Origin of the sequence: Affinirhizobium straminoryzae (assembly GCF_007004135.1) — a bacterium.
In the GTDB taxonomy this organism is placed as follows: domain Bacteria; phylum Pseudomonadota; class Alphaproteobacteria; order Rhizobiales; family Rhizobiaceae; genus Neorhizobium; species Neorhizobium straminoryzae.
The window spans coordinates 120,741-140,332 of record NZ_VJMG01000011.1; the positions used below are offsets into that span (position 1 = coordinate 120,741).

Sequence of the window (19,592 nt, forward strand, 5' to 3'; positions counted from 1 at the left end):
TTTTTCTGCGCTTGACATGAATATGGCTACACACTAGCAAAATGGAATAGATATTCCAAATGCAGTTTGGAACAAATATTCTGAAATCATCCAGATGACCCCATAGTGGAGGAGAACCCATGGTAACGAGATTGGCCCTGTTGGGCGCCGGACGTATCGGCAAGGTGCATGCGAAGGCGATTGCATCCGACCCGCGTGCAAAGCTGGTGGCCGTGGTGGATGCCATGGAAGCCGCGGCAAAGGCGATCGCCGACGAAGCGGGCTGCGAGGTCAGCACCATCGACGCCGTTCTGGCCAACAAGGATGTGGACGCCGTCATCATCTGCACGCCGACCAATACGCACGCAGACCTCATCGAAAAATTCGCCCGCGCCGGCAAGGCGATCTTCTGCGAAAAGCCGATCGATCTCGATGTGGCCCGCGCACAGGCCTGCATCGACGTGGTGAAGGAAACCGGCGCCAAGGTCATGCTCGGCTTCAACCGCCGCTTCGATCCGCACTTCCAGGCCGTTCGCAAGGAAATCGACAAGGGCAGCATCGGCAAGGTGGAAATGGTGACGATCACCAGCCGTGATCCGGGCGCCCCGCCCGTCGAATACATCAAGGTGTCCGGCGGCATCTTCCGCGACATGACCATCCACGATCTCGACATGGCGCGCTTCCTGCTCGGCGAAGAGATCGTTTCGGTTTTCGCAACCGGTGCGGTTCTGGTCGATCCGAAGATTGGCGAAGCCGGCGATTACGACTCGGCCAGCCTCATCCTCACCACAGCCAGCGGCCGTCAGGCTGTCATCTCCAATTCGCGCCGCGCCACCTATGGCTATGACCAGCGCATCGAAGTGCATGGTTCGCTGGGGTCCGTTGCTGCAGAAAACCAGCGCCCGGTGTCGATCGAAGTCGCCAACAAGGACGGCTATACCCGCCCGCCGCTGCACGATTTCTTCATGACGCGCTATACGGAAGCCTATGCCGCTGAAATCAAGGCCTTCATCGATACGGTCGAGAAGGGAGCTGCTGCCTCGCCGTCGGCTGAGGATGGTCTGATCGCGCTGAAGCTTGCTGATGCTGCGCTCAAGTCTGCCAAGACAGGTGCTGCCGTTTCGCTCGGCTGAGGGCGATTACCCGGCATTCTATCAAAAAGGCGGCGGAACCTCGGGTTCCGCCGCCTTTTGTTGTGCTGACAGGGCCGCACCGCACCTGTCCCCTGCCCGGTGCGGCCCGCCCGCATCAACCTTCCTTTTCTGCCATCACGCGCACGAGGAGCAGCATGACAAGCGCCTGGCCATAGGGTGCAGGCACGTTCGGGATCTGGCGATAGAAGTCGAGCGTATGGCCCATGGGCGTGCCATCGGACACTTCCAGCACGATGCCGGTGTCGTCGATCCGCTGCATCACGGCATCCAGCGCCTTGCGGGCGACAGGCTTCAGGGCCGGGTCCAGCAGGCCGAGATCGATGCCGCGCAGGATGCCGTAGGCGATTCCGGCGGTCGCAGAGGTTTCCTCCGGCGAGACGGGATCGCAGACCAGCGTGTTGAACATGCCATTGGGGCGCTGGTGTTCGGCAAGTGTGCGCACCTGCGCCTGCAGAACATGGGTCAGATGACGCTTCAGGTGCTCCGGCACATGGGCCACGAGGCTGAACAGTTCGGGGATCGCAACCGTGATCCAGGAATTGCCGCGCGCCCAGAAGGCCTTGGCGAAGTTGTGGCGACCGTTGAAGGTCCAGCCGTGATACCAGAGGCCGGTAACGGGATCGGCGAGAAAGCGCTCGTGGACGAGGAACTGGTAGAAAGCTTCCTCGATCCAGTCCTGTCGGCCGAAGCGCTGGCCGGCGCGGGCAAGGAACAGGCACGTCATGAACAGCGTGTCGTCCCACAGCTCGCCGTCGTTCATGCGTTCCTTGACCACATGCTGGAAGCCGGCGTCCTCGGTGCGGGCCAGCTTGGTCATCAGCCAGTCGGCCCAGTCCTGCACCAGCGCTTCCCAGTCCGGGCGCTTGATATGGTCGATCAGCACGGCCAGCGCCAGCATGGGAGAGGAGGAGTTCACCTGGCGCGGCGGCAGGCCGCGGCCGATCTGCCAGTCATACCAGCGGCCGATCGCTTCCATCAGCGAACGATCGCCAATGGCTTCCGCGTGGCGGATGAGGCCGTAGATGCCGACGCCGACTTCCCAGTCCCATTCGTCGAACTGCAGTTCATAACCGCCATCGGGTGCGGCCACGGTTTCATTGATGCCCTTCAGGCGGGCAAGACCGACGGCGACACGGGAAAGCGTCTCGGAGAGAATTTCGGGCTGCATCAGCATCGGGAGTCCTGTCTGTCAATTCGGATCTGCAATCAGTGCGAAACGGCATCGATATGCCGGATCAGCGGTTCGAGCGTGCGGTTGGGAAACACGTAAGGTACACCGTCGGCGCTAAGCCCCTCGGCCCAGTCGAGTTGCAGCCTCTGATGCCCCGGGCGCTCCAGCGTCAATGCCGGGCTCCCTTGATCGAGCGTGAGCGTGAGCGTCGAAAGGCTTGCCTTGAAGGCCTCGAAGGCCCTGCTGTCCGACCCTTCGGCCATCAGCGCCAGCCAACCGGTGGTGCGGCCATGGGCGCGGAACTCGATGCCGGCCCCCGGCCCGGTCGTAACCGGTTCGATGGGGCTGGTGGCGGTCAGGGCCGCAAACCCCTGTCCGCTGCGCATCACGATAAAGTTGCCGATATGCTCCACCGCATCGAAGGCATCGACCTGCACATAGGCGTGGCTGAAGGGGATGCGCGGCGCCTCGCCGAGATCGTAGAGCAGCAGCGCGGCGTTCCCGTATTGTGCCGCGCGGGGCATGGAGCCGTTACCGGCCCAGTAGGACGGCCGCGCGCTGCCCCAGGGATCGTCCTCGCCCGGCTGGTTGACCCAGGCGCGGGCAAAGGGCGAGCCGGCAAACCGCAGATCCACCACATGCTGCTGGTGGCCGCGTCCGCCCGGCCTGCCATCCATCATCGAGGACAGCTGCACATGCGCGCTCTTGTAGAGCGCCAGCCTTGCCGCCTCGTCATGACCCTGCACATAGTGCGCCGTCAGCGCCTTGCCGGGTGCCGGAGAGACGACAGCCGCCGCGGCGTCCGGAGGCGCGTAACTGCCGGCGGCCAGCATGGTGAGCGCGGCAACGCCGTTGTTGAACCAGCCCTTGCCGAAAGCCACGGTGGCGAAGGGCGCAAGTTCCGTCAGCGGTCCCGCGCGCAGCTCCTTGTCATAGGCACGGCCCATGGTGCCGGCTGGCACGCCGTCCAGCGTGTGAAGGCCGATCATCAGGTAGAGCCGGTCCAGCAGGGCCTTCGCCCGTTCGCGGATCACGCCCTCGCCAAGATGTTCCAGCGCCAGCAGGCCGATGAAGTCGATCGGATAATAGGCGGCGGAGTTCCATTCCGCGAGCCCATGGCTTTCGACACTGTCGAACCACTTCATCAGCCGCTGACGCCCAAGCTCCTGCTGTTCCGCCCCCGTCCGTCCGGAGGCGGTGAAGGTGGTGCGCGGCAAGAGTTTGCCGGCGAGATATTGCGAGACGTGGAAGCAGAGCACGTGGTTCTCGCTCCAGAACCACATCACGTCATTGCCCGGCTCGTCCACCCAGTAACGGTAGTCGAGGATCGTCTGGCGGATCCCGCTTTGCATGTCGTCCGGCAGCCGGTCACGGTAGACGCCGTAGAGCCACAGCAGCGGGACCATCACGAAGTCGGAGCAATCGCGCCGCTCATCGATGGCCGCGAGCGTGTTGGATACAATTTCGCGGAACACGGCATCGACTGGCCGGCCGATCGCCATCATCGCGATGGCCTTGCCAGCGCGCTGTTCGCCGTGGTCGGCTGCGAATTCCAGTGCAAGACGCTTGCGCTCTTCCAGCGTCAGGGCGCGCATATCGCGCATCGGCTCGGTCAGGGTTGCGAAATCGATGTGGCGGGAGACGCGTGTTTCCCCCACAGAGAAGGTCAGGCCCAGCGGATGATAGCCATCCGGCAGCCTGTCCGCTCCTTCCAGTCGCACCACCGTTTCGCCAGCCCGCAGCACGCCGGCCGCATCAAGCAGCGGCGGCTTGTCGCGCATGTGCACGCTCGGCAGGATCTTTGCCTCGACGGTCACATCGACGGCTGCCGGCCGCTCCACCTTCAGCTTTAACTGACCATCCCGCACATGCAGCGGCACCGGCCGCACCTCGGCTGCCAGATCCTTCAGCAGCGCGATGGTGTCGTCCGAGGCGGACACCGGCAGCTCGGCGAGGACAGTGCCCGGACCAAGCAGCGTCAGTTCGAAGTACCAGAGGGCGTCCCGCTCTGCGAGTTCCTCGCAGAGGAGGACCACCTCGCTGCCGCCAGCCTTCAGCGGCAGCGCCACCTCGGTCTCGGACTCTTTGTTGCGGCGGAAGGGTTCGAAGGCAACGCATTCGACGCCATCGACCCAGATGCGGATACCGCCGCAGGTCGCCAGCCGAAAGTGCGTCTCGCCGGCGACATCAGGTACCAGCCGCGTCTTCAGCCAGCGCGACAGGCGGGTCGGGCGATGCCAGAAGCCGGAAAATTCGACACGCCGATTGAAGCCCGGCAGATAGAGCCCCTCGACCGGGAAATCCGTGCGCAGGGCAACGCTGCGGGTCTTGATCTCCTTCCACAGTGCCACGCGGCAGGGCAGATCGCCGACATCGACAAAGCCGTTGATGAAGCGATAGTTCACCCGATCTTCGGCCAATGCAGGTTCGCCGGGATAATAGGTCGCTTCGACAGGCGAGAGCGCCCAGGCCGTGACGGACTGGCCGGGAGCAATAGCGAAGCCCGCGCCAGAATGCTCTTCCCTCATTTGCATCGTTGCTGTCATGACGGCTGCTCCGCCTGCGTTTGCGGGAGGCTGAGTTCGATGCGCTCCAGCAGGTCCGGCAGTTTCCAGATATGGCTGATGGTGAGGCGCGGGCGTTCGCGTCTCAGCCGCGGCTTGTGGCTGCGCCGCCTCGACCAGGCGAGGAACACGCTGATCAGGCCGAAGCGGTTGGCGCCCAGAATGTCGCGCTCCAGGTTGTTTCCGACCATCACCGTGCGGTTCCGGTCGATTTCCGAAAGGCCGAGCGCATCGGCAGCCGTGGCAAACATGCGCGCCGATGGCTTCAGTTCGCCGACGTCCCCGGAGATGATATGAGCCTCGAAGCAATCCCAGAGGCCGTGCGCGCCGAGAATGTTCTCGAAGGTCTTGCGCGGTCCGTCCGCCACCAGCGCGAGGCGATAGCCGCTGGCAGCAATCTGTCGCACCGTGTCGGCGGCGCCCGGAATAAGGTCGGCCCGCGTCACGATCTCCGTTCCGGGGATTTTTTCCTCGGTCGCTTCATCGGCCAGCGTATCGCCGCAATCGAGGAAGACGGCGGCGAGATGCGGAACGGTCTGCGGCAACTTACCGACGAGGCGCGCGACGCGCTTCGGGATCCATTGTTCGAGCACCGGCCAGGGGACCAGCGCGATGCCGCCCTGTTCATCGCCGCTTCGGGCAAAATCCCAGGTGGGCACAAAGGCGGTGCGCTTCATCTTGAGCCGCGCCAGACGGTTTTCCAGCGGGGACGCGGACATCAGCCCGGCATCGGAAAAGCGGTTGGAAAGGTGGACGCCCTGTTCCCCGGCGAAAGCGCCACACATGGCCTCGATCAGGGTACCGCTCTTGACATGCATTTCGCCATTGTCGGCCCAGTGCGCATGCTTGCCGGGCTCGCTGTAGAGCACGGGACGCCCCTGTTCGAGCGGCAGCGATCCGTCCGGACGGACCATGGCGCGCCGCGATCCGTGGCGGGAGGCTTCCACCTTCACCACGTCGCCGGCCGCGGTCACATGCACCCAGACATGTTCGAGATCGTATAGGTGCTGGATGTCCCAGTCGTACCAGATGGCATATTCGATGACCGCATCCGCGACGGGCCGGACAAGGAATTTCGAGGAGACAGACTGCGCTTCGCCACGATAGATCGCGTAGCCTGTCGCAAGCGGACGGAAGGGCTCGGCCCTGTCGAGCATCAGCAGCGGGAGATGTCGCCGGGCCAATGCCGCATCCGCATGCGTGCTGTCCACGAGAAGTTCGGAGAGTTCACCGCTGAATGGGGAGGCGCATGTCATTCCGCAACGACTCCCGTCAGGTCTAGTGTTTCAGCATGGTGGCAGCGCACCTGCCGACCGGCCTGCACCACGCGCAGTTCCGGCACCTCGCCCCGGCATTTGGCATCGGCATACGCGCAGCGCGGATGGAAGGGGCAGCCGGTCGGGATGTTCATGGCATCGGCGATTTCGCCCTTCAACGGAACGCGCTTGCGGGCCCGGTTGCCGCGCGGGTCGGGCTGCGGCACGGCGGCCAGCAGTGCCTCGGTATAGGGATGCAGCGGCTTTGCGAACATCTCGTCGGTCGGCCCGACCTCCATCAGCCGGCCGAGATACATCACGCCGATGCGGTCGGAAATGTGCTCGACCATGCCGAGGTCATGGGTGATGAAGAGATAGGTGAGCCCGAACTTCTCCTGCAGGTCCTGCATCAGGTTGATGTTCTGGGCCGCGACCGACACGTCGAGCGCCGAGACGGCCTCGTCGGCAGCGATGAAGCTTGGGTTAAGCGCGAGCGCGCGGGCAATGCCGATGCGCTGGCGCTGGCCGCCGGAAAACGCGTGCGGATAGCGGGTGAGATATTCCGGACGTAGCCCGACGAGGCGCAGAAGCTCCGCCACCCGGTCGCGGATCTCGCCCTGCGAGCCGACCCCGTGAATGACCAGCGGCTCACCGACGAGGTCGAGCAGCGTCATGCGCGGGTTGAGCGAGGAATAGGGATCCTGGAAGATCATCTGCATTTCGCGGCGGATGTCGCGCAGGTCGCGATCCGACAGGGTGGAGACGTCGATGACGCTGCCATCGGCGCGGCGGAACAGGATTTCTCCGCCCGTCAGGTCATAGGCGCGCAGGATAAGGCGGGCGATCGAGGATTTTCCCGAACCGCTTTCCCCCACCAGTCCGAAGGTTTCGCCCTTGCGGATGTCGAAGGTGATGTCATCGACCGCCTTCACATAGCCCTTCACGCGCCGCATCCAGCCTTCCTGAACGGGGAAGTATTTGCGGGCGGCGCGCACCGAGATGATGTGATCCTCGTGCATCGACAATTTCGTCTTGGTCGTGCTGGTCATTGTGCGGCCTCCGCCTGCCTGTCCTGTCCGGCGAAGTGACAGCGGGCACGCTGTCCGCTGGCAAACACCACGTCATCAGGCGTCTTGACGTCACAGATGCCGCCGACGGCCTGCATGCAGCGCGGGTGGAAGGAACAGCCCGTGGGAACGTTGAAGGGATCCGGCACCATGCCGGCAATGGTGCGCAGGCGCCGGCCATGGCTCTGGCCGAGCCGCGGGATCGATTGCAGCAGCGCCTGGGTGTAGGGATGCTTCGGCTCGTAGAAGATCTCGTCGACCGTGCCGGTTTCCACCACGCGACCGAGATACATGACCGCCACGCGGTCGGCGATGTCGGCCACCACGCCGAAATTGTGGGTGATGAACACGATCGCCATGTTCATCTCGTCCTGCAGACGTTTCAGCAGTTCGAGGATCTGCGCCTCGGTGGTGACGTCGAGCGCCGTTGTCGGTTCGTCGGCAATCAGCAGCGCTGGATCGCAGGCGAGCGCGAGCGCGATCATTGCACGCTGGCGCATGCCGCCGGAAAGATGATGCGGAAAGCGGTCGACGATATCGGTCGGCCGCGGCATCTGCACCTTTGTGAGCAGTTCGATGGCGCGGGCGCGGGCGTCCGCCTTGGAGACCTGCCGGTGCAGCATGACGGTGCGCATGATCTGCGTGCCGATGGTGTGCACCGGTGAGAGCGCCGTCATCGGCTCCTGGAAGATCATGCCGATCTCGTTGCCGCGCAGATTGCGCATGGTGCGGCCGAGACGATCCTGCTCGTTGATCAGCAGTTCCTCGCCGCTCTTGCAGCGATAGCGGATCGTGCCGCTGGCATTGATGGCATTTTTCGGCTGCAGCCGCATGATCGAGCGGGCGGTCACCGATTTCCCGGAACCGCTTTCGCCGACGATACCGAGGACCTCGCCCTTGTTGACGTGGTAGGAGACGCCGTTGACGGCCTTCACCAGACCATCGCGGGTCGGGAAATGCACGCCGACATTGTCGAGTTGCAGCAGACGTTCCGGCGGCATGGACGACTGCGATGTGCGTGTGGTGTCAGACATGATGCTGTTCCGTCATTGGCCGTAGGGGTCGGCGGCATCGCGCAGGCCATCACCGATGAAGTTGAAGGCAAGCACGACGAGGATGACCGCAACACCGGGGGCGAGCAGCCAGGGGGCGAGCGAGATGGTGCGCAGGTTCTGCGCATCCTGCAGCAGCACGCCCCAGCTGACGACCGGCGGACGAAGGCCGAGGCCGAGGAAGCTGAGCGCCGTCTCGCCAAGGATCATCTCCGGAATGGCAAGCGTGACGGCAGCGATGATGTAGCTCGTCATCGCCGGCAGCATGTGACGGGTGACGATGCGATATTCGGAGGCGCCGGCGAGCCGGGCCGCCAGAACATAGTCTTCCGATTTCAGCGACAGGAAGCGCCCGCGCACGACGCGCGCCAGATGCGTCCAGCCGATCAGCGACAGGATGATGGTGATCAGCACGTAGACGAAGAGCGGATCCCAGGCGATCGGCAGCGCCGCCGCAAGCCCCATCCACAGCGGAATGGTCGGGATCGAGCGGATGAACTCCATCAGGCGCTGGATCATCGCATCCAGCCAGCCACCATAGTAGCCGGAGATGGCGCCGAGCGCGAGGCCGAGGACGAAGGAGAAGGCAACACCGATCAGCCCTGCGGAAAGGGTGACACGCGCGCCATAGAGAAGGCGGGTGAAGATGTCACGGCCGAGTGAATCCGTGCCAAGCAGGTTGATCTGCTGGCGACGGTCGCCGATGCCGAAGAAATGCAGATCGGTATCGACGAGGCCGAGCAGCGCGTAGGGCTCGCCCCTTACGAAGAAATCGATCGGGAGCACCTTGGTGCGGTCTTCCTGATAGACGACGCGGGCCGTTTCCGGATCACGCACGCGCTTCATGGCGTAGATGAAGGGGCGCTGCAGGGTGCCCTCATGGACCACACGCACCACCGTCGGCGGCGCAAATGTGTTGACGCGGTTGATGGTGGTCGGTGCGTAGGGCGACATGAAGTCGGCAAACACCGCCAGCAGTCCGAGAATGACCATGAAGGCAAGCGAGACGACGGCAAGCTTGTGCTTGCGGAAGCGCCACCAGATCAGGGTCCACGGCTTGGCGGTGGAGGACGCGTCCGCCTTGAACTCTTCCTTCGGCGCCAGCGGCGGCACAAGGAGGGTTTCGGAGGGTAGGGTCTGGATGTCGGTCATGTGCGCCTCATGAGAACCGGATGCGCGGGTCGGAAAGCGCAAGAAGGATGTCGGAGAGCACCGTTCCGATGACGGTGAAGACGCTGAGAATGAGAATGAAGCTGCCGGCGAGATACATGTCCTGCATCTTGAGTGCCTGCAGGAGCAGCGGACCTGTGGTCGGCAGGTTCAGTACCACGGCGGTGATGACGTCGCCGGAAAACAGGGCCGGCAGCGCCCAGCCCACAGTGGAGATGAAGGGGTTGAGGGCCACGCGCACCGGATAGCGCCAGACGACCGTGCGCTCGCCAAACCCTTGCGCATAGGCCGTTTCGACATAGGGTTTGCGCAGCTCGTCCAGCATGTTGGCGCGCATGACGCGGATCAGGCCTGCCGCACCGCCGGTCGCGAGCACCACGAGCGGAATCCAGATGTGGGTCAGCATGTTGCCGAATTTGGCGATCGTCCAGGGCTGGCCCTCGAACTGTGGCGAGACGAGGCCGCCGACATCCATGTTCAGCCACACGAAGGTGACCCACATCAGGATCAGCGCCAGCAGGAAGTCCGGAACGCCCTTGCCGAGAAAGCCGAAGACGGTGAAGACGTAGTCGAAGACGGAATACTGGCGGGTGGCCGAGTAGACGCCAACGGGAATCGCAATGATCCAGGTGAAGACCATGCTGAGGGTCGAGATGATCAGCGTCAGGCCGACACGTTCCCAGATGAGGTCGCTGACGGCGGCATTCCATTCCAGCGAGCGCCCGAAATCGCCGTGCAGGACGATGTTGGAAATCCAGCGCCAGTACTGAACGATCAGCGGATCGTTGAGCCCCCATTCGGCGCGCATGGCGGCTTCCTGTGCCTCGGTGATGTAATCGCCGCTGTTGCGCAGCTGCGCGGCATAGGCGGTGACGAAGTCGCCGGGCGGCAACTGGATGATCACGAAGGAAATGAACGAGACGAAGATCAGTGTGGGAATGGCCCACAAGAGACGTCTGGCGATATAGTTGAGCATGCTTCCCCTCCTGCTCCGCAGGACGTGCCGTTCCAGCGGGAAACGTCACCTGTCCCCGTCAGCCGGAAACCAGGACTGATGAAAATGAAATGAAGTGGATTCCGCCGACCCGGTAAGCTCGGGCCGGCGAAGGTCATAACGTCGGGTTGATCGGCAGATGACTTACTGCTTCATCCACATCTGCTGCGTGGCCGCGAGGCCCTCGCCGCGGGTGATGTCGTCCTCGATCAGATTGTCGGGGAAGTTCATGACGTTGGTCTTCACGACGGAGATTGCCGGCGATTCACCCACCACGCCGATGACCCAGCCCTGCGTGACGAAGGTCTTGATCAGGTCGTTGACGGCCGCATCCGCGGCCTTGCGATCGGCGGCCTTCGAAGCCGCATCCCAATCGGCAAAGACCTTGCGGATCGGATGGTCTGCCGGCGGCTCGATGCCCGACTTACCCTTGGTCGAGTACCAGAGGTAATACTGGTTCGCGTAGGAGTCGTTGCCCATCATGATGCGCGGGTCGGCTGCCACGACCGACAGGCGGTCGAAGGGATACCACTGCATCTGGAACTCGTTGTTGTCGCGGTTCGCGTCCCACTGGGTGCGGTCGATGATGCGCGGCAGCAGTTCGACGCCGATGTCCTTGTAGTTCGCAGCCACCAGTTCCATGGTCTTTGGACCATTGGCGTGCTGCATTTCCACGACGATCTGCAGCCGCTTGCCATCCGGACGCAGGCGGAAGCCGTCGGCATCCTTCTTCGTCAGGCCGATGCCGTCCAGCAGCTTGTTGGCCTTGGCGGTATCGAACTCTGCCCAGTGCTTTTCGAGATCGGCATCGAAGTTGGGTGAGCCGGAGACTGGCGATGCTTGACGTCCTTCGGCCAGACCCGAGAAGATCAGCTCGTTGATCGTGTCACGATCAATGGCGATGCTCAGCGCCTGGCGGAAGTCGGACTTCTCGAACAGGCCGCGCAGAACCTCGTCCTTCATGTTGAGGTTGGGGACCAGAGCCCAGGTCTGGGCCTGCGTCCAGCGACGAACCTTGTAGTTCCCCTTGGTCTCGTTTTCCTTGTAGAAGGTGAAGTCCTGCGGCTCGACATAGCGCATCTGCATGTCGATCTGGCCCTGCACGATCATCAGGTTGAAGGCTTCCTGGTCACTGAACAGACGGTGCGTGATGCGGTCGATATAGGGCAGCTGGTTGCCGGCCTGATCCACCGCGTAGTAATACGGATTGCGGACCATCGTGACGAGGTCGCCGGGTGCCGGCTTCTCGATCTTCCAGGCGGTGATGACCGGCAGGTCCGGGTTCTGCCACCAGGCGGTTGCGGCACCCTTCGAGCCCCAGAGATCGCTCCACTTCGGCACCCCGAACTTCGCGGCCGCCGCCTTCAGCTGCTCTTCCGAGGCGTAGTGGTTGTTGAACTGCTTCAGGTAATGCTTGGGGAAGACGAAGCTCGGGCGGTCGAGGCTCGGGTCGCCGGTCGAATCCTTTGCGAGAATTTCGAGGAAGTAGACGTAGGGCTGCTCGAACTTCACCTTGAAGGTCTGCTCGTCGATCACTTCCAGCTGCATCGGCTTGCCGCCGGGCGCCAGCGTCTGGTCGATGTTGGCAAGGATGTCCTTGTTGAGGAAGACATCGTCATACCAGAAACGCACATCTTCGGTGGTGAGCGGATGGCCATCCGACCATTTGAGTCCCTTCAGCAGCGTGAAGGTAAACTCGCGGGAATCCGGGCTGACGGAGTAGGACGAGATGTAGCCTGGGACGAGCTTCAATTCGCCGCCCGGCTTCTGCGACCACTTCACCACGCGCTCTTCCATGAGCTTGGTCGGTCCCCAGCGATCGCCCGGGCCCTTGAAGGCACGCCGCCAGTTGCCACCATACTGACCCACCTGCTCGACCTGCATCACGGTCGGCTTTTCCGGCAGGCGCTGGTCGACCGGCGGCAGCTTTCCAGCCTTTACCTGCTCGGTCAGCATCGGAGATTCCTGGAAGGCCAGCGCGGAGCCCGCGAGGCATGTCGCCAGGAGAACAGCGAGAGAACTTGTGAAAATATTTTTACGTTGAGACATGTCACCCTCCCAGATGAACGTGTTTATTCCGTCTATTGCCCCAAAAAATCCCAGCAACAGCGTTGGTTCGGACGATCTGGCATGATCATTGAAAAATCAAGGCCAAAAAAAATTTTCATTTTACGCTATCGAAACAAAGCTCCCGCCGCTTTCCCGCTCCACGAACTGGCAGCCAAGCTCGATGCGGCAGGCCGGGTAATCGCGATTCATGAAGGACAGCCGGTTTTCAAGCATCTGCACGGTAGAGGCGGCCAGGGAATCAAGCGGCACCCGGACGGTCGTGAGCGATGGAACGGTTAGTTCGCCCGGCGCAACACCGTCGAAACCGACCACGGCAATGTCGGAAGGAATGGCGTAGCCCTGCGCACGCAGTTCCGTCAGTGCCCCGATTGCCAGATTGTCGGCAGCGCAGAACACGGCCGTAAAACCATCAAGGCCACCGCGTTCGGTAATGAAATCCCTCAGCGCCTCGCGTGCCTGGTCCGGTTCATAGCCGCGCGCATAAAGGACCTCGCCCTGGTCCTGCGGGAGGCCCCGCTCGGCATAGGCATCGCGAAAGCCGTCCAGACGTCGCATGATGGTGCTGCGCCCCCGCCAGGTGAGGTGCAGGATGCGCCGGTGCCCGTGCGAAAGCAGCCATTCGGTGGCAAGGCGCGCGCCGTATCGATTGGCCGGCGCCACGGTGTCGAGGCCCATGGCCGGATCCTCGCCGTTCAGAAGCACCACCGGCAGGTCGGCACCGGTCAGTCCCTTCAGGAGCTTCGGATTGTCATCGAAGACCAGCACGATGCCTTCCGCACCGACTGCACGGGCGCCCGCAAGGATTTCCGCTGCCTGCAGTTCCGCCGAACCGTTGTGGGCGACGACCCGCACGCCCCTGCGCTCCGCTTCGCGTGAAAGCTGGGTCAGCATGGTCCACGACACCAGATTGATATCGTTGTGCGGGCGGTTGCCGGGGGGGACGGCGAGGTAGAGCGTCGTCAGCGAGGCAATCGCCCCCTTCTGCTGGCGTTTGGCCAGGTAGCCGAGGCGTCTGGCCGCCTCGAGTACCCGCGCCCTCACTTCCTGCGAAATGGGAGCCGTGCCATTCAGCACATGCGAGACGGTGCTCAGCGCAACGCCGGCCTCGCGGGATACATCCTTGATGCCGATCTTGCGGTCTGACCGTCTGTCCACAGCGTGGCTCCTATTCGGCATAGAACGGGTTGGTGAACAGCTTCGGATCCTTGCCGTGCCAGACCTCGAAGCGCAGGAAGCGGCCGGCAAAGGCCTGCTCCACCACCATGATATCCCCGCTTGCTGCGCGCGTCTCGATCAGTCCGAATTCCGTGATGATACGCACCTCATCGCCATCCGCGAGTCCGTTGAAAGTCACACCGATCGGCTTGCCGGCGGCAACCTGCGCGCCAAACAGCGGCAGATCCTCGGCGGACGGTCTTGCCATGGTTTCGTCTGGCGCGAAGGTGATGACATTGGCTCCAGCCCTGACGGCCGCCAGAACATCGGCAATCGCCGAGCCTTCGGCGCAGATGCGATTGCACGGCCGTCCGTGGCGGCGCCGGTTCTTCAGATGAAAATCACTGCCGCCGGTTGCCGGGATGCGCCGTCCGGCCGCCAAAAGCTCCTGCCAGAAGGCAAGGCCCTGCTCGTTCATCACCGACCAGTTGCCGTTCCAGATTTCATAGGCATCGAATGCCCCATCGAAACCGGCCTGCCAGCGTCCGCCGGCTGAATTCTGGAAGGGATGGTTGATGACGATGGTGGCGCCCTTGGCGCGCGCCTCTTCCATCTTCTCCGCCACATCCTGTGGCGAACGGCAGCGCCAGTCATCGACCGGGCGCTCCAGTCCGAGGAAGTTGGTGTGACCGTAGAAGGAGGTCAGTTCCATCGCCGGAATGACGTGAATGCCGGGATCGTCCGGCCGGATGATATTCTGCGAAACCGTATTGTGATCGGTGATCGCCATGAAATCCAGTCCGGAGGCCCGGGCGCGGTGAATGGCGTCAAGCACGGTCACGCCGCCATCGGAATGTTCCGAATGGCTGTGCAGTTCGCCCGCCAGCCACTGCCGCCGCCTGGTAATCAGGCGGATCTGCACCTCGATCTTGCAGTCGGGGCCGATTTTCACGATTCCGAGCACCACATGCCACTGGCCGGGTATAGGCCCGAGGTCATAGCCAGGCGTCGCCCGGTCTGCCTCGAGCGTGATGTGGCCGCGTTCGGAGCCGGTCCAGCCGCGCATGCGGCCATTGCGGGCGACGCCGAGATCGATGACGCTGCCACCGCCGCCGAAGGGATAGTGATAGCTGACCTCGATGCGTTCGATCTCCGGCCCCACGTCGAAGGGGATCTCGACGAAGGACTTTTCGCCCTCCGGAAAGCTGTCGATGATCCGGGTGATGGTCTGGTCACGATGGGACATGGTTCAATCCGCAAGCTTGAGCGTGATGATATCAAAGGGGCGGAAGGCGAGCGTCACACGGCCATCCTCGATGGCAACCGCTTCGCCGCCCTCCTCCAGAAGATCGACCTGTGTGGCCGAGGCGAGGCCAGGATCGAGCCGCAGGGTGGCATTGCGCCGCGTGCCGGTCGTTTCCCACAGTCGCACGATGATGCCGTCGCCGCTTTCGGCGCGCTTCACCGACTCCAGCGCGACGCCCTCGCTTTCGATCGTCAGCAGCGGTGCGGGCATCTGCGATGCCTTGCTGCGACCACGGACGATCGCCAGCGGCAGGTTGAAATGTTCGGCGGCCTCATGCACCTGACGCTTGTCGCCGTCATGTGGAAGAACCGCATAGCGCAGCCGGTGTTCGCCTTGGTCCGCCTCCGGCCAGGGATAGGTGGGCGAGCGCAGCAGCGTCAGCCGAACTTCCGTGCCCTTGACGTCATAGCCATATTTGCAGTCGTTCAGCAGGGCCACGCCGAAGCCGGGTTCGCTGACATCCACCCAGCGCTGCATCGAGCATTCGAAGCGGGCGCGGTCCCAGGACGTGTTGCGATGGCTTGCGCGACGGACATGGCCGAACTGGATTTCGGCATCGACCGCAGCGGCATTGACCGCCAACGGGAATCCCGCCTTCACCAATGTGTTGTGCTCGTTCCAGTCGATCAGGCAATCCACCTCCACTTGACCGGCGCCGGCCGCCAGCGAGACGATCTGCACGATGCTGGAATTTTCATAGCGCCACTCGAAGCGGATGGCCGCGCGCAGCGGCCCCGTTTCCACCACCTCGGCGTTGACGAGGTCGTCGATCTCGAAACTCTGGTCCTCGAAATCGGCGTCAATGTCCCAGGCATCATATTGGGCGGGCATGTCGCGGAAGGCGGTCAGGCGATTGGCGAGCGTCCCCTCCGGCAGGATCTGACGCTGACGGAGCTTGTCGAGCAACGACGTGATGCGGCCATGCGCATCGAAGCGCACGCTGAGACGATCATTTTCCAGATGCGTTGCCGACACCGAGAGCGCACTCTCGCCGGCGGGCGCCTGCAGCACATCCTCAAGCGGCGAGAAGGCAAGCGGGTCAAGACCCGAGACCGCGACCGCATGGGCCGTGCTGCCATCGGCGCGGAAAACCACCTGCTCGCGTCCGGGGACGACGCTTGCCTCGCTCATCGCCAGACCGTCGCGGCTGCGGCCGGTCGCGTTGAAGATAGCAGGCTGATCGGCCGGCGCGAGAAGCATCGTCAGCCGTTCGGTCAGTTGACGGGCGGAGGCGAAGAAATCGGCATAATCGCGGTCGCTGTCCTCGTAGACATAGCCGATCGAAGAGCCCGGCAGAATATCGTGGAACTGGTTCAGCATCACGATATCCCACAGGCGGCGCAGTTCCGCTGCCGGATAATCGGCCAGCCCCCGGCGCTCTGCGAGCACCGCCAGCATCTCAATCTCGCGGAGCGCGATTTCGGCCAGCCGGTTGTTGCGCTTGTTCTTGGCGACCGAGGTCAACGTGCCACGATGGAATTCGGCGTAAAGCTCGCCGACCCAGACCGGATAGTTTTCCGGCGCCGCCCGCATGCGACCGATCAGCCGCTCGAAGAAGGGCCGCATGGTTTCGTGGCTGACCTTGGGGCAGCCGGGAATGCCGCGTTCCATGCGGCGGATGTTCTGCAGCATTTCGCGCGTCGGCCCGCCGCCGCCATCGCCGTGACCATAGACGAGGAAGAGTTCCTTGTTCAACGCCTGCTGCCCGTGCCGCCGCCACGTGCCCATCACATGCGTGGGTTTCAGGTTCGGGCAGTAGGTGGTGCCGAGACTGGTGGAGTCATAGGGTTGGGTCGTCAGGAAATAGGCGACGACCTTCGTGCCATCGATGCCCTGCCAGAACATGGTCTCATCCGGCATGCGGTTGGTGTCGTTCCAAGAAAGCTTGTGCGTGACGAAGCTGTCGAGGCCCGACTTTTCCATGAGTTGTGGCAGAGAGGCGGAGTAGCCAAACGTATCCGGCAGCCAGATCATGCGCGGGCGCACACCGAAGGTGCGCTGATGGTACTCGACGCCATAGAGGATATGGCGGACAAGCGCTTCGCCGCCGGCAATGTTGACATCCGGCTCCAGCCAGAGCGCGCCTTCGATCTCGAAACGGCCGGTCTTCACCTCCGCCGCGATCCGTTCGAACAGTTCCGGGTAATCCTGGTTCAGATAGTCCAGCAGGACGCACTGGTTGTACATGAACCGGTAGTCCGGAAAATCCTGCATCAGGGAGAGCGCGGTTGCCATGGAGCGCGCCATCTTCTGGCGTGTCTCACGCACCCGCCATAGCCAGGCGACATCGATGTGCGTGTGACCGGTGGTGACGATCGTCGGCTTTTCCTCGAAATCCTGGGCATCGTAGATCGGCTGCACGGCAGCGCGTGCGCGCGCCATCGAGGCGCGGAAGCGGTCGTCCTTGCCAGGACGCAGGTCGATGGCATCGACCGCGGCCTCGAGATGGTTCAGGATGAAATGCCGGCGCGGATCGTCTGCCGCCAGCAGCCTGGCCACGTCGAGCGGCACGCGGATGTCGTAATAGAGGTCGTCCACCTCGAGATCATGCACCATCAGGCGGCAGCCGAAGCCGAGTTGCCGGCGATCCTCGATGGTGCCGGCCTCGATCAGGATATCGAAGCGCTCGCCGGGGCGGGCACTGTCGGTCAGCAGGAATTCGCGGTGATTGCCATCGACGCCCTGACGGATGGCCCCGTTCACGCGCACGAGGCATTGCGGATCGCTGCGGCCCATCACGCTGCCAAAGGCGGCGTCCACATGAACGACAACGCGCTGCCCCTTTGCCTCTACCGGTATGGTGACGTCGCCGCCGAACCAGTAATAGCCGTCCGGCTCGCCCCAGACGAGGTCACGGTCGACAGGCGTCCAGCCGGTGCGGTCGGAAGCCACCATGCGGGTGCGCTCGGAAGCGGCGGCAGGGCTGTAGACCAGATCGACGCTCACGCCGAGCGGCACGAAGATCCGTTCCTGCAGGCGGGAGAGCAGGTGATCGAGCTTACGAATACGCTTCATCGCTTGGCCCCTCCTCCGAGGCCGTCAGCCATTGATTTTCAGGACCAGACGCTGTCGACACCATCCTGCACGACGATCGCCTGGGTATTCCAGCCCACCGGAAGCGTGGCGGGGCGTTGGAAGCAGACATCCTCCATCGCCAGGCCATCAACATTGCAGGAATAAAGGGCCGGCATGCCGCCGGGATAGGGCACCAAACCGATGACCTGACCGTTTTCATCCTTGACCCAGGCATTGGCCCGACCGGCCGCATCCGGCGAAGGCGCGAGATCGAAATGCGTCGGGCGCACGTCATAGCGATGGCCGCGATAGGGGCCATCGTCCTGCCGGATGTTGAGGCGGCGGAGGTGGAGGTTGCCGATGCCGGAAGGGCTGTCGGCCACGAGGTTGACGGCACCCTCCATCGATCCCTCGATGTCCTCGAAGACGATGTCTTCGACACGGCCTGCCGGCTTTTCCGGCCGCCGGTTGACGACATTGACGGTGATCGCTTCGCCGGAGCCCCAGAAGCCATCGGGCGTCTCGTGGGCATCGAGGCGGATGCGCCGGCTCACCACGTTGCGGATGCGCCCCCCGTCGCGCGAAAAGATGCCGATTGCCCGGTTGGAGCGCAGGATCTCGCAATCGGTGAAGGTGATGTCCTCGACGTCGCCGTGCGTTTCCGTGCCGATCTTCAGGGCGCAGCTGCGGCTTTCGATCCGCGAATGCGCGACCACGATATTGCGGCAGATGCCGACTGGCTTGCCATCCGGCCCCTGGCTGGTCTTCAGAACCACGCCGTCATCGGCGGTCGCAATGTCACAATGGCGGATCGTCACATCCTGACAGCTGTCAATGACGATGCCATCCGTGTTCGGCATTTCCCGATCGTTGTCGACTGACACACCTTCCACACGTACGCCATGGCAGGTGATGAGGTGAATGGTCCACATCGGCGAGGAACGGATCGAGAAATCGCGCAGTTCGACCTCTTCGCAATCCTGCAGGATAAGGACGCGAGGGCGTTCCGCGGCCGGCACATGCGTGCCCATGTCATCCAGCCGACCGATGATGAAGGCAGGTCCCGGCGCTTCGATCGCGCCCTTGCCGGAGATGCGGATGCGAGTGCCGTTTCTGGCCAGCATCATGGCCGTATTGGAGGATTCGGCGATCACATCAACCCGGTTGCCTGCATAGGCCAGCGGATCGGCCGAAAAGCGCAGGGTCGCACCTTCGCCGAGCACCAGATCGAGACCTGAGGGAAGTGTAAGGGCACCGCACCGGTGAATGCCGGGGCCCAGTTCTATCGGGTGACCATTTGCGGCTGCTGCGTCCAGCGCGGCCTGCAGCACATCCGTGCAGTCGCCATCGATCGATGTAAAAATATTTTTATTCTTGATCAAGGAATTCGCCTCCCGAACCTGATCATCCTCTCCGGTTGCGCCATTTCTAGCCAAATATCGACGTATATCAAGGGGGATGTCGCCACTCGCGGTGCTGATTTTAGGTATGGCAGTCGCAAATTATCATGAAATTATTTGCGTATGGCTGTGGTGGATGCCGTCACGACACGGTTCCTCGTGGCTGGCGCCGTGTCGCGATGACGGATATCTGGCGCAGCGATGCGATGTCCAGAGGCGCAAGGATTTCGCAAAAATCA

At 63.0% G+C, this 19,592-nt stretch carries 13 protein-coding genes; 1 reads left to right on the top strand and 12 read right to left on the bottom strand.

Annotation, left to right across the window (positions count from 1 at the left end):
- Positions 1–119 precede the first annotated feature (119 nt).
- A complete protein-coding gene (gene iolG, locus FNA46_RS05835; RefSeq protein ID WP_143124165.1) occupies positions 120–1,112 on the top strand; it encodes an inositol 2-dehydrogenase in 993 nt (330 codons plus the stop codon).
- Positions 1,113–1,227: 115 nt separating this feature from the next.
- Here the strand turns inward: iolG and bglB are convergent, their stop codons facing one another.
- The 12 genes from bglB to pglB form a co-directional block, all read right to left on the bottom strand.
- Complete coding sequence (bglB, locus tag FNA46_RS05840) at positions 1,228–2,307, bottom strand: beta-galactosidase BglB (protein ID WP_143124166.1); 1,080 nt, start codon at positions 2,305–2,307, stop codon at positions 1,228–1,230.
- Positions 2,308–2,339: 32 nt separating this feature from the next.
- On the bottom strand, positions 2,340–4,850 hold the full coding sequence (locus FNA46_RS05845) for a hypothetical protein (RefSeq protein WP_210245861.1): 2,511 nt from the start codon (positions 4,848–4,850) through the stop codon (positions 2,340–2,342).
- A complete protein-coding gene (locus tag FNA46_RS05850; protein WP_143124167.1) occupies positions 4,847–6,124 on the bottom strand; it encodes an HAD family hydrolase in 1,278 nt (425 codons plus the stop codon). The genes FNA46_RS05845 and FNA46_RS05850 overlap by 4 nt, the downstream gene beginning before the upstream one ends.
- Positions 6,121–7,173: an ABC transporter ATP-binding protein gene (locus FNA46_RS05855; RefSeq protein WP_149745787.1), complete on the bottom strand. Its 1,053-nt coding sequence runs from the start codon at positions 7,171–7,173 to the stop codon at positions 6,121–6,123. Before FNA46_RS05855 ends, FNA46_RS05850 begins: the two co-directional genes overlap by 4 nt.
- Positions 7,170–8,225 carry an ABC transporter ATP-binding protein gene (locus tag FNA46_RS05860; protein ID WP_210245862.1) on the bottom strand — a complete coding sequence of 352 codons (1,056 nt, stop codon included), beginning with the start codon at positions 8,223–8,225 and terminating at the stop codon, positions 7,170–7,172. Before FNA46_RS05860 ends, FNA46_RS05855 begins: the two co-directional genes overlap by 4 nt.
- Before the next feature lie 12 nt (positions 8,226–8,237).
- On the bottom strand, positions 8,238–9,395 hold the full coding sequence (locus tag FNA46_RS05865) for an ABC transporter permease (RefSeq protein WP_143124168.1): 1,158 nt from the start codon (positions 9,393–9,395) through the stop codon (positions 8,238–8,240).
- Between the two features lie 7 nt (positions 9,396–9,402).
- The gene (locus tag FNA46_RS05870; protein WP_143124169.1) at positions 9,403–10,389 is read right to left on the bottom strand and encodes an ABC transporter permease; all 987 of its coding nucleotides are present in this window, start codon (positions 10,387–10,389) and stop codon (positions 9,403–9,405) included.
- A gap of 162 nt (positions 10,390–10,551) precedes the next feature.
- Positions 10,552–12,363: an ABC transporter substrate-binding protein gene (locus FNA46_RS05875; protein ID WP_244617952.1), complete on the bottom strand. Its 1,812-nt coding sequence runs from the start codon at positions 12,361–12,363 to the stop codon at positions 10,552–10,554.
- Between the two features lie 213 nt (positions 12,364–12,576).
- Positions 12,577–13,632 (bottom strand): LacI family DNA-binding transcriptional regulator, encoded by a 1,056-nt coding sequence (locus tag FNA46_RS05880; RefSeq protein WP_246102878.1) that lies wholly within the window; start codon positions 13,630–13,632, stop codon positions 12,577–12,579.
- Positions 13,633–13,642: 10 nt separating this feature from the next.
- Positions 13,643–14,878 carry a CehA/McbA family metallohydrolase gene (locus FNA46_RS05885; RefSeq protein WP_143124172.1) on the bottom strand — a complete coding sequence of 412 codons (1,236 nt, stop codon included), beginning with the start codon at positions 14,876–14,878 and terminating at the stop codon, positions 13,643–13,645.
- A gap of 3 nt (positions 14,879–14,881) precedes the next feature.
- Complete coding sequence (locus FNA46_RS05890; protein WP_143124173.1) at positions 14,882–17,953, bottom strand: alpha-mannosidase; 3,072 nt, start codon at positions 17,951–17,953, stop codon at positions 14,882–14,884.
- A 38-nt stretch (positions 17,954–17,991) separates the two neighbouring features.
- Positions 17,992–19,335 carry a polygalacturonase PglB gene (gene pglB, locus FNA46_RS05895; RefSeq protein WP_185969743.1) on the bottom strand — a complete coding sequence of 448 codons (1,344 nt, stop codon included), beginning with the start codon at positions 19,333–19,335 and terminating at the stop codon, positions 17,992–17,994.
- Positions 19,336–19,592 lie beyond the last annotated feature (257 nt).

What these genes read in the sequence shown, in the direction of transcription:
- iolG (WP_143124165.1), top strand. Translation starts at nt 120, where the DNA reads ATGGTAACGAGATTGGCCCTGTTGGGCGCCGGACGTATCGGCAAGGTG.
- bglB (WP_143124166.1), bottom strand. Translation starts at nt 2,307, where the DNA reads ATGCTGATGCAGCCCGAAATTCTCTCCGAGACGCTTTCCCGTGTCGCC.
- FNA46_RS05845 (WP_210245861.1), bottom strand. Translation starts at nt 4,850, where the DNA reads ATGACAGCAACGATGCAAATGAGGGAAGAGCATTCTGGCGCGGGCTTC.
- FNA46_RS05850 (WP_143124167.1), bottom strand. Translation starts at nt 6,124, where the DNA reads ATGACATGCGCCTCCCCATTCAGCGGTGAACTCTCCGAACTTCTCGTG.
- FNA46_RS05855 (WP_149745787.1), bottom strand. Translation starts at nt 7,173, where the DNA reads ATGACCAGCACGACCAAGACGAAATTGTCGATGCACGAGGATCACATC.
- FNA46_RS05860 (WP_210245862.1), bottom strand. Translation starts at nt 8,225, where the DNA reads ATGTCTGACACCACACGCACATCGCAGTCGTCCATGCCGCCGGAACGT.
- FNA46_RS05865 (WP_143124168.1), bottom strand. Translation starts at nt 9,395, where the DNA reads ATGACCGACATCCAGACCCTACCCTCCGAAACCCTCCTTGTGCCGCCG.
- FNA46_RS05870 (WP_143124169.1), bottom strand. Translation starts at nt 10,389, where the DNA reads ATGCTCAACTATATCGCCAGACGTCTCTTGTGGGCCATTCCCACACTG.
- FNA46_RS05875 (WP_244617952.1), bottom strand. Translation starts at nt 12,363, where the DNA reads ATGCTGACCGAGCAGGTAAAGGCTGGAAAGCTGCCGCCGGTCGACCAG.
- FNA46_RS05885 (WP_143124172.1), bottom strand. Translation starts at nt 14,878, where the DNA reads ATGTCCCATCGTGACCAGACCATCACCCGGATCATCGACAGCTTTCCG.
- FNA46_RS05890 (WP_143124173.1), bottom strand. Translation starts at nt 17,953, where the DNA reads ATGAAGCGTATTCGTAAGCTCGATCACCTGCTCTCCCGCCTGCAGGAA.